This window comes from Acinetobacter nematophilus (genome assembly GCF_026344175.1).
Taxonomy (GTDB): domain Bacteria; phylum Pseudomonadota; class Gammaproteobacteria; order Pseudomonadales; family Moraxellaceae; genus Acinetobacter; species Acinetobacter nematophilus.
Map to the genome: position 1 here is coordinate 773,642 of NZ_JAPKMY010000001.1, position 14,300 is coordinate 787,941.

12 protein-coding genes are annotated in these 14,300 nt (G+C 38.7%); 5 read left to right on the forward strand and 7 right to left on the reverse strand.

The window, feature by feature from the left end; translation table 11 throughout:
* Nucleotides 1-16: 16 nt before the first annotated feature.
* From OSH00_RS03605 to OSH00_RS03630, 6 genes are all read right to left on the reverse strand, one after another.
* Nucleotides 17-352: an L-rhamnose mutarotase gene (locus OSH00_RS03605; protein WP_266129259.1), complete on the reverse strand. Its 336-nt coding sequence runs from the start codon at nt 350-352 to the stop codon at nt 17-19.
* Between the two features lie 29 nt (nt 353-381).
* Nucleotides 382-1,164 (reverse strand): SDR family oxidoreductase, encoded by a 783-nt coding sequence (locus OSH00_RS03610; protein ID WP_266129260.1) that lies wholly within the window; start codon nt 1,162-1,164, stop codon nt 382-384.
* A gap of 36 nt (nt 1,165-1,200) precedes the next feature.
* The gene (locus OSH00_RS03615) at nt 1,201-2,025 is read right to left on the reverse strand and encodes an amidohydrolase family protein (RefSeq protein ID WP_266129261.1); all 825 of its coding nucleotides are present in this window, start codon (nt 2,023-2,025) and stop codon (nt 1,201-1,203) included.
* Nucleotides 2,026-2,257: 232 nt separating this feature from the next.
* Nucleotides 2,258-3,535, reverse strand: a complete 1,278-nt coding sequence (locus tag OSH00_RS03620) for an L-fuconate dehydratase (RefSeq protein ID WP_266129262.1) — start codon at nt 3,533-3,535, stop codon at nt 2,258-2,260.
* 112 nt (nt 3,536-3,647) lie between these two features.
* The gene (locus tag OSH00_RS03625; RefSeq protein ID WP_266129263.1) at nt 3,648-4,490 is read right to left on the reverse strand and encodes a fumarylacetoacetate hydrolase family protein; all 843 of its coding nucleotides are present in this window, start codon (nt 4,488-4,490) and stop codon (nt 3,648-3,650) included.
* Nucleotides 4,491-4,516: 26 nt separating this feature from the next.
* Complete coding sequence (locus tag OSH00_RS03630; RefSeq protein WP_266129264.1) at nt 4,517-5,269, reverse strand: SDR family oxidoreductase; 753 nt, start codon at nt 5,267-5,269, stop codon at nt 4,517-4,519.
* Between the two features lie 128 nt (nt 5,270-5,397).
* Between OSH00_RS03630 and OSH00_RS03635 the strand changes: the two genes are divergently transcribed.
* Entirely contained in the window at nt 5,398-6,120 is a 723-nt protein-coding gene (locus tag OSH00_RS03635) for a FadR/GntR family transcriptional regulator (protein ID WP_266129265.1), read from the forward strand.
* Nucleotides 6,121-6,557: 437 nt separating this feature from the next.
* Here the strand turns inward: OSH00_RS03635 and OSH00_RS03640 are convergent, their stop codons facing one another.
* Nucleotides 6,558-7,262 (reverse strand): SDR family oxidoreductase, encoded by a 705-nt coding sequence (locus OSH00_RS03640; protein ID WP_266129266.1) that lies wholly within the window; start codon nt 7,260-7,262, stop codon nt 6,558-6,560.
* 1,013 nt (nt 7,263-8,275) lie between these two features.
* Between OSH00_RS03640 and OSH00_RS03645 the strand changes: the two genes are divergently transcribed.
* The 4 genes from OSH00_RS03645 (at nt 8,276) to OSH00_RS03660 (ending at nt 14,278) form a co-directional block, all read left to right on the forward strand.
* Nucleotides 8,276-9,796, forward strand: coding sequence for an HAL/PAL/TAL family ammonia-lyase (locus OSH00_RS03645; protein WP_266129267.1), 1,521 nt, complete (start codon nt 8,276-8,278; stop codon nt 9,794-9,796).
* Nucleotides 9,797-10,091: 295 nt separating this feature from the next.
* Nucleotides 10,092-11,648: a BCCT family transporter gene (locus tag OSH00_RS03650; RefSeq protein WP_266129268.1), complete on the forward strand. Its 1,557-nt coding sequence runs from the start codon at nt 10,092-10,094 to the stop codon at nt 11,646-11,648.
* A gap of 145 nt (nt 11,649-11,793) precedes the next feature.
* The gene (locus OSH00_RS03655) at nt 11,794-13,035 is read left to right on the forward strand and encodes a hypothetical protein (protein ID WP_266129269.1); all 1,242 of its coding nucleotides are present in this window, start codon (nt 11,794-11,796) and stop codon (nt 13,033-13,035) included.
* 95 nt (nt 13,036-13,130) lie between these two features.
* Nucleotides 13,131-14,278 (forward strand): IS3 family transposase gene (locus OSH00_RS03660; protein ID WP_266129270.1). Its coding sequence is split into 2 segments (ribosomal slippage): nt 13,131-13,377 and nt 13,377-14,278, totalling 1,149 coding nucleotides; the frame shifts between segments, so codons are not numbered across the junction.
* Nucleotides 14,279-14,300 lie beyond the last annotated feature (22 nt).

Here is a 14,300-nt window from a genome sequence, read left to right on the forward strand (position 1 = left end):
CCTTATCTCACTCAGGTTATTGTTTTAGATCAAATATTTTTTCCATTTCGATCCATTTTTCACCACGTTTTGCACTGCTTAACACTTGTTGGTATTGCGACATCAAACGTTCCCACTCAAGATTTTTGGGCTCTGAATCTGCAATACTTTTTGCATAGTTGGGGTCATAATCGTCTGTGGTATCCATGATCATAAAAAGACGATTTTCGACTTGCCAAATCTGCATATCCAATACGCCCCGATTACGGATATTGGTGGTAATTTCGGGCCATACTTGTTGATGATACTGCTGATATTGTTGAATCTTTTCAGCATCATCCACGAGGTCTAAAGCCAAACAATAGCGTTTCATCTTCCACTCCATTTTGTGGCATTTCGGTCTTAGTCTGGATCTAAAGCTCGATCTAAATGGGTATATCCACCATCGACAAATAAAAGCTGTCCCGTCGTATGTGAAGAACGATCAGACAGTAAAAATACCGTGGTATCTGCAATTTCATTGACCGTCGTCATACGATGACCAAACGGAATATTTCGGGTAATTTGTGCTAACTTTTGGTTTGGATTGTCAAAGCTATCCACCCAACGCTGATAAAGCGGTGTCATGACCTCAGCAGGTAAAACCGCATTGACCCTCACCCCGTCATCTTTAAATTGCGCAGCCCATTCTCGTGTTAAGGCCAGTCGCCCACCATTTGCTGCTGCATAACCACTGGTATGCCCTTGCCCTGTAACTGCGACTTTAGAGCCGATATTGACGATGCTCCCTCTGCTCTGTTTAAGATGCGGTATGCAAAAGTGGGCCATGGTAAAGTAATGAATCAGGTTTTTATCTAAAGACTGTTTAAACGCTTCGATACTGTCTTCAAGCCCAACATTGTCATTTATTCCGGCGTTGTTGACCAATCCATCCAGCCGTCCATATAAATCAATCACATTCTGAACCTTTTCTTGACAGGCCTTTTCATCAGTTAAGTCCAGTTGATGAAAGGAATAGTTTGCTTGTATTTCCTGTAAAGAAGCTTCAAATGCGGCACTCAGTGCTGAACGACCAAAAATGGCAACGGTAGCCCCTTCTTGTGCAAGCAGTAGAGAAATTGCCCCTCCAATTCCAGCTCCACCGCCTGTAACAATAAAGACTTTATTTTTAAGGTGTAAATCCATCTTGCTGCTCTCCTATATTTAAAAATCTTTTAAATTTCATAGCTTATATAAGCGTTTAGGTGTATCCGTTTCGACTTGTTTACGTTCCGAGGCACTCCAGTTGCGTGTCCATTCATCCCAAAATACCAACAATGTTTCATACCGCTGTGTTGCCAGAGAGACAGGCCAATCCGAACCCCAAAGTAAGCGTTCAGGACCAAAGAGCTCTAATGCAATATCAAGATAAGCTTGAAAATCCTGTGCTTTGCAGTGTGCGCCCGCTTCTGTTACCAAACCTGAAATTTTACAGTTCACATGCGCTAACGCTGCTAACTCTTTCATCCTCTTTTTCCACACAGTAAAACCATCACTGGAATACATCTGAGGTTTGGCTAAATGATCAATCACAAGCGCATATTGATCATGTCGTTGGGAAAATTTTACGGCTGCATGCAAATCTTTCTGATGAATTAAAACGCCATAAAGCAACTCAGCTTGCTGAATTTTTTCTACACCAACATTAAATTGATGATTGTTCAACATATAGGCGGTTGGATCAGGCTCATCTTGTATCATGTGGCGAAAGCCTTTTATCCGCTTATTTTGTATGAATTTTTCCAACTGCATCTGTGCATCTTTTTCAAAATCAAACCATGCCACAATGCCTTTGATGATAGAATGTTGTTCTGCGAGTCCATTCAAATACTCATTTTCTTGCCAAGACGGTCGTGCCTGAACAGCAATTAAACCCTCTATTTTGGCAGGTAATTGTGCCAACAGATCTTCAGGGGACATATCTTTGGCAATAACACTTAAATCACCCGTCATCCAAGGGAATTCAATTGGATTGTATTTCCAAAAATGAATATGGCTATCAATCACTTATATACTCCTTGTGGCTTTATACGCTTTCATTCTTTCCAGACTGGATGAACTTTAAAAATCATCCCTAAAAACTCATCCACGATAAAACCACAAATCATCTCTATTTACTTTGTGAATCATGCCTTGTCATACTAGAGTCTAAATATCGTCTATCAGACTGATCTCACAGTGTTTGCCATGCGACATCCCTTGAGCACGAATAACTTTTTTGATCAAAGAAATCAGCGAATCAACCCTTAAATCTATATTTCTCAATCGATGCTTGTTTCATTTCAATTGAAAAACCTGCGAGCTTTGGAGGCATATAGGCTGCATTTTGAATCACACAAGGGTCGATAAAGTGTTCATGCAAATGGTCCACATATTCAGTAACACGATCTTCTTTAGACGCTGAGAACCATAAGTAATCAATCATGGAAAGGTGCTGCACATATTCACACAAACCGACCCCACCTGCATGTGGACAGACTTTGAGTTTGTATTTTGCGGCCATCAGCAATACTGCAAGCACTTCATTGATTCCCCCCATGCGACAAGCATCAATCTGAACAATATCAATCGCTTCACGCATAATGAATTGTTTAAACATGATTCGATTCTGGCACATTTCACCTGTCGCCACTTGAATCGGCTGAATCGCAAATCGGATTGCACGATGTGCTTCGACATCATCAGGAGATGTCGGCTCTTCAATAAACCATGGGTTTGAAAATGCCAGTTGTTTCACCCAATCGATGGCTTGCTCACGTTCCCAAATCTGATTGGCATCAATCATCAAATGACGATCAGGCCCAATGATTTCACGCGCAATCTTGACACGACGCTTATCTTCATCAACATCGCGACCCACTTTTAATTTGATATAGTTAAAGCCTTCATCCACCGCCTCTTGGCAAAGTCGCGCAAGCTTTTCATCGCTATATCCCAACCATCCTGCTGAGGTGGTATAACAAGGATAACCTTCAGCAAGTAAAGTTTTCTCACGTTGTGATTTACTGATTTCATTCGACTTTAATAAGTCCAATGCTTCATCCGGCGTAATACAATCGGTTAAATAACGAAAATCAATACAGTTCACTAACTGTTCAGGGGTCATATCTGCAACCAGTTTCCATACCGGTTTAGCTTCACTTTTTGCCCACAAATCCCAAATTGCATTTACCACTGCACCAGTCGCGAGATGCATTGCGCCTTTGTCTGGACCAATCCAACGCAGTTGACTATCTGAAGTTAAATGTCGCCACATGAGTGCAGGATTTTTCTTAATCTCATCAATATCCAAACCAATCACCAGATGGCGCATCGCTTCGATTGCTGCACAGCAAATTTCATTACCGCGACCAATGGTAAATGTGAGACCATGTCCAGTCAGCGCAGAATGATCCGTTTTTAAGATGACATATGCTGCTGAATAATCTGGATCTGGATTCATCGCATCTGAACCATCCAATTGCTGCGAGGTAGGGAAACGAATATCCAATACTTCTAAATCCGTTATCTTTAACATTCCTATTCCTTTTTAAATGCTGAGCTTTTTTAAAGACAAGTCTTCCTAAGACATCGACTTTGAATGCCTTTTTAAGTTATTTAAAAATTAAATCTATCGAGATAAAGCTGGCTTATTCAGCATTCACAACTTTTTGTTGTTGCTCGCCCAAGCCCTCAATACCTAATCGCATCACTTGCCCTGCTTTTAAATACACAGGGGGTTTTTGCCCAAGTCCTACTCCTGGTGGCGTGCCTGTAGAAATCACATCACCGGCCTGTAAACTCATAAACTGACTTAAATAGCTCACAATAGTCGGTATATCAAAAATCATGGTATTGGTATTGCCATCCTGATAACGATGACCATCCACTTCCAACCAAATGTTTAAATGATGCGGATCTTCGATTTCATCCTTGGTGACGAGCCATGGACCTGTTGGACCAAAAGTGTCGCAACCTTTCCCTTTGTCCCAAGTCCCTGTGCCTTCAAGTTGGAATGTGCGTTCAGAAACATCATTGATCACACAATACCCTGCAACATAATCCATTGCCTGTTCTTTAGTGATATAACGCCCATCTTTGCCAATCACCACCCCCAATTCAACTTCCCAGTCTGTCTTAAATGAATTTTTTGGAATTTCCACGTCATCATTTGGTCCAACCACTGCACTGGTCCATTTATTGAAAACTACTGGTTCGGCAGGCACTTCAGCACCTGTTTCTGCGGCATGATCAGAATAATTCAAACCGATACAGATAAATTTACCGATGTTACCCACGCATGCACCAAGACGTACGCCCTCGGCAACCAGCGGCAAACTCGATACCTCCAGATTACGAATTTTTTCCAATTCTGTTGCGATCACTTGCCCATTGATGTCCTGCACCACTGATGACAAATCACGAATTTGTCCATGTTGGTCCAATATCCCTGGTTTTTCCTGCCCTTTAATGCCATATCTTAATAACTTCATTGTTCTTTCCTAGATCTTTTCAAACTTTAATTTGACCAACCACCATCGATCATGTTGATGGTCCCAGTAGTAAATGAAGATTCATCACTGGCAAGATAGAGGGCCAATGCTGCTATTTCTTCTGCTTTACCAACTCTTCCCATTGGTTGACGAGCAACGAACTGGGCATAAACTTCATCGATGGTTTTATTCTGTTCCTTTGCTTGGGTTTCAATACGATCATGTAAGGATGGAGAGTCTACAGTTCCCGGACAAATCGCATTGCAACGAATTCCCTGACCAATAAAATCTGCTGCAATCGATTTGGTCATACCAATAACAGCAGCTTTCGTCACGCTGTAAGAAAAACGGTTCGGCACACCTTTAATACTGGAAGCTGCTGACGACATATTGATAATCGAGGCATTCGCTCTTTTCAGCATCGTCGGCAAGAAAGCTTGAATCATGTGGTACATCGAATCAACATTCATCGTAAAAGCACGTTGCCACTGTGTTTCATCACATTCTAGAATTGAACCTGCTGGAACCCAGCCTGCACAATTAAACAGCACATCAACTTGCTGATATTTTTTAGAAAATTCAATAATTTGATGACGATTAGTGATATCTAGATATTCCACTTGAATATTGTCGGAATGACTCTTGAGTTCTTCAAGCAGTTCTAAATTAATATCCGTTGCAATGACCTTTGCACCTTCCTTTGCAAAGCTTAATGCAGTGGCTCTACCAATTCCCTGAGCAGCCGCTGTAATCACACACGTTTTATTTATCAATCTCATTCCTTCGTCCCTGCTTTTTACTTTATACTATGGTAAATGCCAAATTGACTAGACCAATTAATTGGTCTAGTCAATTTAATCCATCAAAAGTATTTTGGCAAGACCAATTTTTGTAAAAGTTGAAATTTATGACTCAAACTCGTCTCTATCAAAATATCTTCAATAAAATTCAAGAGGATATAAAAAATGGAATTTATCAGGTAGGTTCCAAGTTACCGCCTGAACGAGATCTTGCGCAGCAGTTAGGTGTAAGTCGTACCTCAGTACGTGAAGCCATCATTGCACTTGAAGTGAATGGAATTGTTGAAGTAAAACTGGGGAGTGGTGTCTACGTCATTAAAGATCAACAAGATCAGGGTTTAGAACAAACAGGGTTTAATACCCATATTCATCCTTTATTGGTTCCCCATTTAAAAGAAGATTCAGCAGTTACACCCTTTGAAGTTTTAGAAGCACGTCTGCACATTGAACCCTATCTCGCGGAACTGGCAGCAAAGCATCGGACTGATGAACAATTAGAAGAGATTAAAGAAGCATTTTTTATGAATGTTCGAGATAATCTAGAACATTCTAGCGAGCATATTGGTGATCGTTTATTCCATATTCGTATTGCTGAAGCGAGCCAGAACAGTGCTTTTTGTTTTTTTCTCAAATACTTGCTAGGAAAACAATATACCGAGCTGTTCAGTCGTATGCGAAGTCTATACACCCCTGAAGATATGCCTTTAAGATCTCAGCATGAACATCAGGAAATCATGGCCGCGATCCAGAGTCAAGATGGGGCTGCGGCGTATAAAGCCATGCAGAAACATTTACAGAATGTGATCAATATCTTTTCAAGAAAGGTTTAATTCAAGCACTGATTATTTGTTTAGAAGCATATTTGCGGTGGATGAATCGCTGTTTAAAACCAGAAAACACTAGCGAAATATTGATTCATGATATTTGATGAAACTGCATGGAATCAGTGAAACTAAAGCAATCAAATATTTCGCTAACAAATAGAAAGTTCACGATCAATGAACAGATCCGTATGGATCAATGACTGTCGTTTTAGACCACTTCTGATATATGACTCCATTCAATTTAAGGTTTTTTATGACCATGAAAAGAATAACTGTAAATACATGATTTCCTCACATCACTCTAAGATGCTTGTAACGAATGCTCCCCATATAAAAACAATGATGATGTTTTAAACTCTTTGAAAAACTACGTTTAAATCAAATCCTGAGTCAAGATACTTTTTCTAAAAACCTTCATCCACCGCATGCCAAATCCAAAAAAATTAAATGTGTCTAGCTAGTCCGCCATCCACCCGGATATTTTGCCCAGTGATATAGCCTGCATCCGATGATGCTAAAAAAGCCACAACGGATGCAACTTCTTGAGTATATCCATAACGCTTCATTGGCACGCTCTCGAGTCTATCTGCGACTGTAGGTAAGCTGTCTATCCAGCCACACAAGATATTATTCATTCTAATATTATGGGAGGCATAAGTATCTGAAAAAATCTTGGTGTATGCTGCAAGTCCCGCCCTAAACACTGCTGATGCGGGAAAACCTTGATAAGGTTCTAATGCAGCTATAGAGGAAAAGTTGATGATTGAACCTGATTGTTGCATCTCCATTATCGGTACAACCAGTCTCGTAGCACGTATAACATTCATCAGATAAATGTCCATACCCTCATGCCAATCTTCGTTTGAGAGTTCTAATATCTGCCCTCTTGGTCCATGACCACCACTGTTTACAAGTACATCGATACGTCCCCAGGTCGAAATGACCTGATCAACAAATTGTTTTAAGTCCTCATCAGACTGATTAGACCCAGTAAATCCAATCCCACCCAACGCCATTGCAAGCTTTTCACCTTTGCCTGATGATGAAAGAATCGCGATATTATAGCCATCGTTCGCTAAACGTTGTGCAGCTGCGGCACCTAATCCACTTCCACCTGCTGTGATTATCGCTACTTTCTGTTTTGACATCATTGAACTCCTGATCGTGGATGAGTATGGGTATATCTGTGGTTATACATTTAAGTTATAGACGTCGTTTAAAATCGTGATCGTTTTTTGTATGGCGTCGAATTTATTCAAATGATCTGCTCGTTGAAAACATTCGACTATATTAAAAATGAATGGAATAAGCATTTGCTATCCTCAGCTGATTTTTCTCAAATAATTCATTGATTGAATAATTTAAAGCTGCCTTTAACTTGACGTTTTGTTCCTTTAAATCGCACTTGTCTTTACTCTATAGAACTCAAAACATCCAACTCTTCATTAAAAAAATATTAAAACACTATAAATAAAAATTAAATACTGTTGTGTTATAGAAATATTAACTTCCACCTAAGCTATTGTTTAATTAAAAAACATGTTGATCTTCTATTTAAAATACAGGCGTTCAAATGCAGGATTTGAACTTTGCACATAGACATGCTTATCAGCACACGATGGATATCGATTCATTCTAATTTATAATTATGCATCAATCTTGTTTCTGCACCCTGTTAAATAATTTTAAATATTAAATATTTACATATGAATTTAGCGTTTCAGAACAGACAAAAGCTGATTTTTTTATGCGCTATCCACAAGCGCATAACCAACCCTCTAACTAAATTATATGCTGCCCTATCAATAACAAAGTCTCGTTTGAAATCCACTCCCTCGTTTATGATCAAAATATTCTTGAGGAGGGAAGGTTTTAATAAACTTGTATCAAAATAAAAAAATGTTTGAAATTTAGCTATGATTTAGTATAAATATGTATATACAAGTAAATACATATTCATTTATGAACAGGCGTCTCTCAAGAATCTTGACTTAACATAGTGTAAGCATATGGTGCTCTCAGCAAGCGCTGAAGATTTAAAATACGGCGTCAGGCAGTAAATTCAAATAATGAAAAGCGATGGAAATGCTTTTCTTATGTAATTTCAAAAAGAAAATGCATAAACGCTCATATGCAAAAAGCAACGTATCAGGATGAAACGATGAATATTCAATTAGGCGACAATATTGATATCAATACCTTTATTCAAATTGCACGCTTTAAGACCCCACTCGAATTCTCAGAGAACTATGTTGCAAGAGTAAAGAAATCACGTGATGTCCTCGAAGATATGATGACACGTGACGAACCAATGTATGGGATCACAACAGGATTTGGTTCCCTATGTTCAGAAAAAATATCACAACAACAGACAGCAGAATTACAAGAAAATTTAATTTTATCTCATGCCGTTTCTGTGGGTGAGCCATTAAATGAAGAACAGGCTCGTGCCTGTATGCTGATGATTCTACAAAACTTAGGTCAGGGTTATAGTGGCGTACGTTTTGAAGTACTGGATCAAATTCGCCAATTTTTAAACTTAAATTTAATCCCATGGATGCCAAAAGAAGGCTCTGTCGGCTATTTAGCTCCTGAAGCACATTTGGCACTTACACTGACAGGACGTGGACAACTTTATAAAAATGGAGAATTACGTTCGGCTCAAGAAATATTGGATGAAGAGAATATTACTCCTGTTAAATTACAAGCCAAAGAAGGCTTGGCATTAATTTCTGGTACAACGTCCACTACTGCACTTGCTGCTTTAGCATTATATGATCTGCAAAATGCTGCCAAGTCTGCGGATATTATTGCAGCGCTCAGTCTGGAATCACTCGAAGGAGTTCTAATCGCTTTTGATGAGCGAGTGATGAATGTGCGCCCTCACCATGAACAAGCAAAAACAGCATCTAATATTCGACGTTTACTAAAAAATTCAGAACTGGCCCAACCAAGACATCCTACAAAATTACAAGATGCGCTTTCGCTCAGATGCATACCACAACTTCATGGCGCTGTAAAAAAAGTTTTGAATGACGCTTTGGTGACAATCGAAATTGAAATGAACGCTTGTTGCGATAATCCTATTGTTTGGCATAACCATAACCAACAAGAAATCATTTCAGCCTGCAATCCAGACTCGTCTTATGTTGGTTTAGCGATGGATACAGCAGCAATTGCAGCTACAAATTTAGCAAAAATGTCTGAACGTAGAAATAACCGTTTAATTGATGGAAGCCTTTCTGGGTTTTCATATTTTCTGATTCAAAAACCTGGCTTAAACTCAGGATTGATGATTCCACAATACACACAAGCAGGGCTTTTGAATGACATGCGCATTTTATCCCACCCTGCAACAATTGATAATATACCAACGTGCGGCAACCAAGAAGACTATGTTGCAATGGGCTACAATGCTGCCAAAAAAGCAATATCGATTGCCGAAAAGTTAGAATATATTCTAGCCATTGAATTATTATCAGGTTTTTACGCTGATCAGTTCTTACCCAAAAATAAAAAACGAAGTCCTGCAATGCAGGCCGTTATCTCTGGGTTGGAAAAGCGTATCAAAATCTCAGACCAAGATACTTATATATACAGCTTTATTAATGAAATCAAAGGAATGATTCATGATGGTGTGCTTTTAAAAATAATCGAACATGAAATTGAAAAATTAGATTGAATAGCAATGACGTTTAAATTTTATAAATCTAAATGTCATTTTTTATTCTATTTTAATCTTCAGTCTAACCTTAAAACTTAGTTCAGCCTGATCAAATTTATCATTTAATTTGGATACGCATTCATTCACCTATATTTTTTTAATTATATTAAAAACAAAGAGTTAAATTTAAAATTATAGTTGTATATACATGATAAAACATGTAGTGTTTGATTTGCACAAAAAATAATCGCCATATGGATGAAAAAATGGCATGTGCTTCGCTTATTTTCACCAAATACATAAGGATGAGTATATGGAAGGTGTTTCGAAAGAAGTAAAGACCGTACGTTGGGGAGTTTTTATTCCCTTATTTTTATTAATTTCTTCCGCAGTTGTTTTAGGGATTTCACACAGTAAAGCTTTGATTGATCTAACCAAAGATTTCTTTAACTGGTCATTACAAAATTTTGGTTGGTTATATCAATGGATTTCAATGATTTCACTAATCTTGGTTGGAATCTTATTGGTATCACGTTATGGACATATTCGTATCGGAGGAAAAGATGCCAGAGCAAGCACCAGTTTTGGAAGATGGTTTGCAATGGCACTGAGCAGTGGTGTTGCGACAGGTTTAATTACTTATGGTGTAAATGAACCTATTATTTACTTTGGTAATGTCTACGGAGAGCTCAACCAAGTCGGCGTTGAGCCACTTACGCATGGTGCAGCGATTTGGAGCCTAGGTCGTGTATTTTACAATTGGGGTTTTATTCCTTATTCAATGTACACATTATCAGGCTTAATCGCTGCTTATATGTATTACAACAAGAAAAAAGGTTTATCTGTTGCTGCAACCTTGGAACCATTACTGGGAAAATATGCACAGAATCGGATCATTGCAGATTTCATTGATGTCCTCGCAACGATGGCGATCGTTTTAAGCTTAGCATCAGGCTTAGGTACAGGTTTGACTGTTGTTGTAACGGGACTAAAAGTCGCTTATGGATATCATGCTACCACGATTTTATGGGTGTTCCTTGGAGCATTGACCACCTTTTTGTTTACCTTTTCTTCTTATCTAGGTTTAGATAAAGGCTTTAAAATCTTAGCGAGCATTAAGTCTAAAGTTTTATATTTCTTGCTGATTCTTTTATTCATTACAGGTCCAACATTTTATATTCTTCGATCATCCACCGCAGGCATGGCGATTTGGTTAGACAACTTCTTCCTCTGGGGGCTTGATCCAATTGATATTGGTGGTCCAGCTTTAACACAATGGTGGACTTTATTTGATTGGGCAGTTTGGGTTGCGTATGCACCGTTGATGGGAATGTTCCTCGCGCTAATTGCATATGGCCGTACTTTAAAAGAATTCATTATCGTTAACTGGATTTTACCTTCATGCTTTGCTCTTATTTGGTTTTCAGTTTGGGGGGGCACATCCCTTTACCTACAACAAAGTGGTGCATTAGATTTAGTTCAAATTATTAAAGACAATGGTGCAGTTTCTGGACTATGGGCTTTCTTACAACATCTCCCATTTAAATTAGGTATTGTCATTGTTCCATTAATCCTTGTTTTAACATTGTTTTCTTCAGCCGTTGCTGCAAACAGTATCACCACAACAATCGCTGGTATGTGCAACAAAAATGTACCTATTGGTGAAGAAGCTCCATCTTATCAACGTATTATCTGGGGTGTACTGATTGGTTCGATTGCAATCATCATGAGCGCATTTGGCGGTGGTAGCCAAGGGATTGATGGCATTAAATATTTAGCGGTATGTGGCGGCTTCTGTGTGCTATTTATATTTATGCTGCAACTACTTTCAATTATTAAAACCTTTTTTTATGACAAACCAGTTGAGTAGGTAGATATTCCCCCTCCCGACCAAACTGGATTTAGTCGGGAAAGCCACGCTTAAAATTAAGAAATACAATTTTAAAAACACTCGATTTATCGAGGAGATAAGTCATGTCATTCAAAGGCTTATATAACATATTTAAGGACGAAATATGCAAAATTTATTCAATACATCAGCATTGATGAGCAGTGCTTTATCAACTCAATCATTCCAATTTAAAACTTTTTCAGCCCTTGTCTTGCTATGTACATTCACACTGATGAGTGTTCCAAGTTATGCTGATGAAACAACAAGTACAATGCAAACCGTCCAAAATCGTGTAGAACTTGGCGGAGCTGTACGTATGCGTTTTGATTATGATCCGGATCGAGATACCCGAAAGTTAAGTTTTGACACAGCCATACTCAACCTTGATTTTTATCATGACCAGTTCTCTGGCCACATTGAGCATCGATTTTTAGGTGGAGCATATCCTTATGAGTATACAGAGCATATTGGTGATGTTAACTTCGCTAAAAAAGCTTATCTTGAATATGCGGTAGATCCACAACAATCAATTCAAGTCGGTTTAAATCAAGTCCCTATTGGTATTCAACCTTATTACACCAGTACCGTTATTGAATCGTTGGCTTATATCGCAGGAATTGAAGACTTATATCGTGTAGGTGCCAAATATCATTATAAACAAGACAATTACGACGTTTATGCGGCTTACTATGCAAGCAATCCGTGGAAAGGAAAAGGAACAAGTCAGGGCGCCTACTATTCTAATCAAATTATTCCTGCCGATGAAAGTCTAGACAATGGTACCTCTTATAAAGAACATGATGCAGTTGCCTTACAGTATAACTATTCCCATCAGTCTGGAAATTGGTTATCAAACTATGGGATATCTGGATACTATGCTCGATTAAAGTCAAAACTGATTGAAGATAAAGATGGGCATAGAGGAATCTATGCTTTGCATTATGGTATAAATAAAGATCGCTTAGGTCTGAAGTTCGTCAGTTTATTCAATCATATTGATACTCCCTATGATCAGACTACTTTTGGTGCCTATGATGGAACCTTCAATGTCGCCAATAAAGGGATACTCTACAGTTTAGATTTAAACTACAAAATTCCCGAATTTAATGTAAAAGATGTTCATGATTTCAATGTATATATGCATTACAGCTTATATGATAAGTCAAAAAAAGCATTTTTAGACTCTAACCAATTGGTATTCGGTTCAGCATTTACTTATAAGAAAAACCTATATATTGCAGCTGAGTGGTTATTTGGAAAAAATAGTCCATATATTGGCGGGAGCAGTTATAGCCAGAGCCTTGCTGCAGGCGGAAGTAACCAATGGGAAAACCAAGTTAACGTTAATATTGGTTATTATTTCTAAGTTTAGATTAGGCTTCTCTTTAAAATCCCAGTGAATAGCCACCGATTTTGTAGACACCTTTTAGTTAGATAAAATGGCTAATTAGCGATGTGCTTATGAGCAGTAAACGATACCCTGAAGAATTCAAAATTGAAGCAGTAAAGCAAGTGACTGAGAAAGGTCATAGTGTGGTCGAAGTTGCTGCACGTTTAGGGACCACCACCCATAGTCTGTATGCCTGGATTAAACGTTATGATCCGCAGCAACCCAATATAGTAGAATCTAGTGATGCACTTGCGGAGCTAGCGAAACTGAGAAAAGAACTGCAACGAGTTACAGAAGAAAGGGATATTCTAAAAAAGGCCGCGGTGTACTTCGCAAGCCAGTCCAAATGAGGTACGCCTTTATTCAGGACAACCAGCACATATGGTCTGTTCGTCGTTTATGTTCAACTTTAGATATTCATTACAGTGGTTATTACGCATGGTTAAAGCGACCCATCAGTAAAACTGCGAGGAAACGGCAACAGCTTTCAGGATTGATTAAACAGTTCTGGCTGGAATCTGGTGGAGTTTATGGTTATCGTAAGATTTTCTGTGATTTGAAAGATGTTGGTGAAAGTTGCGGAATTAATCGAGTACACCGACTCATGAAGGCGAATGGTCTAAAATCACAGCGTGGTTATCGTAAACCTAGAGTTCATGCAGGTACTCCATCTGTCATTACTGCAAATACGTTAGATCGACAGTTTAACCCAGCTCATCCCAACCGTTTATGGGTTACTGATATTACTTATATTCGTACTCATGAGGGATGGTTATATCTTGCGGTAGTGATAGATTTATTCTCACGCCTTGTAATTGGCTGGTCTATGAAATCAAGAATGACTACAGATCTAGTTTTAGATGCATTATTGATGGCTTTGTGGCGAAGGAATCCAAAGAACAAGGTGCTGATCCATTCTCACCAAGGTAGCCAATACACCAGCCATGAATGGCAGACATTTCTCAAGCATCATAATCTTGAAAGCAGTATGAGCAGAAGAGGCAACTGTCATGATAATGCTGTTGCTGAAAGCTTCTTTCAGTTGTTAAAGCGAGAACGTATCAAGAAGAAGATTTATTCAAACAGATCCGAGGCTAGAACCGATATCTTTGAATATATTGAGATGTTTTATAATTCAAAACGTAGACATGGTTCCAATGGTCAGCGTTCTCCATTAGATTATGAAAAAGCCCATCAAAAGACGGTTTTGTGTGTCTAGAATTTTGGTGGCTATTCATCTC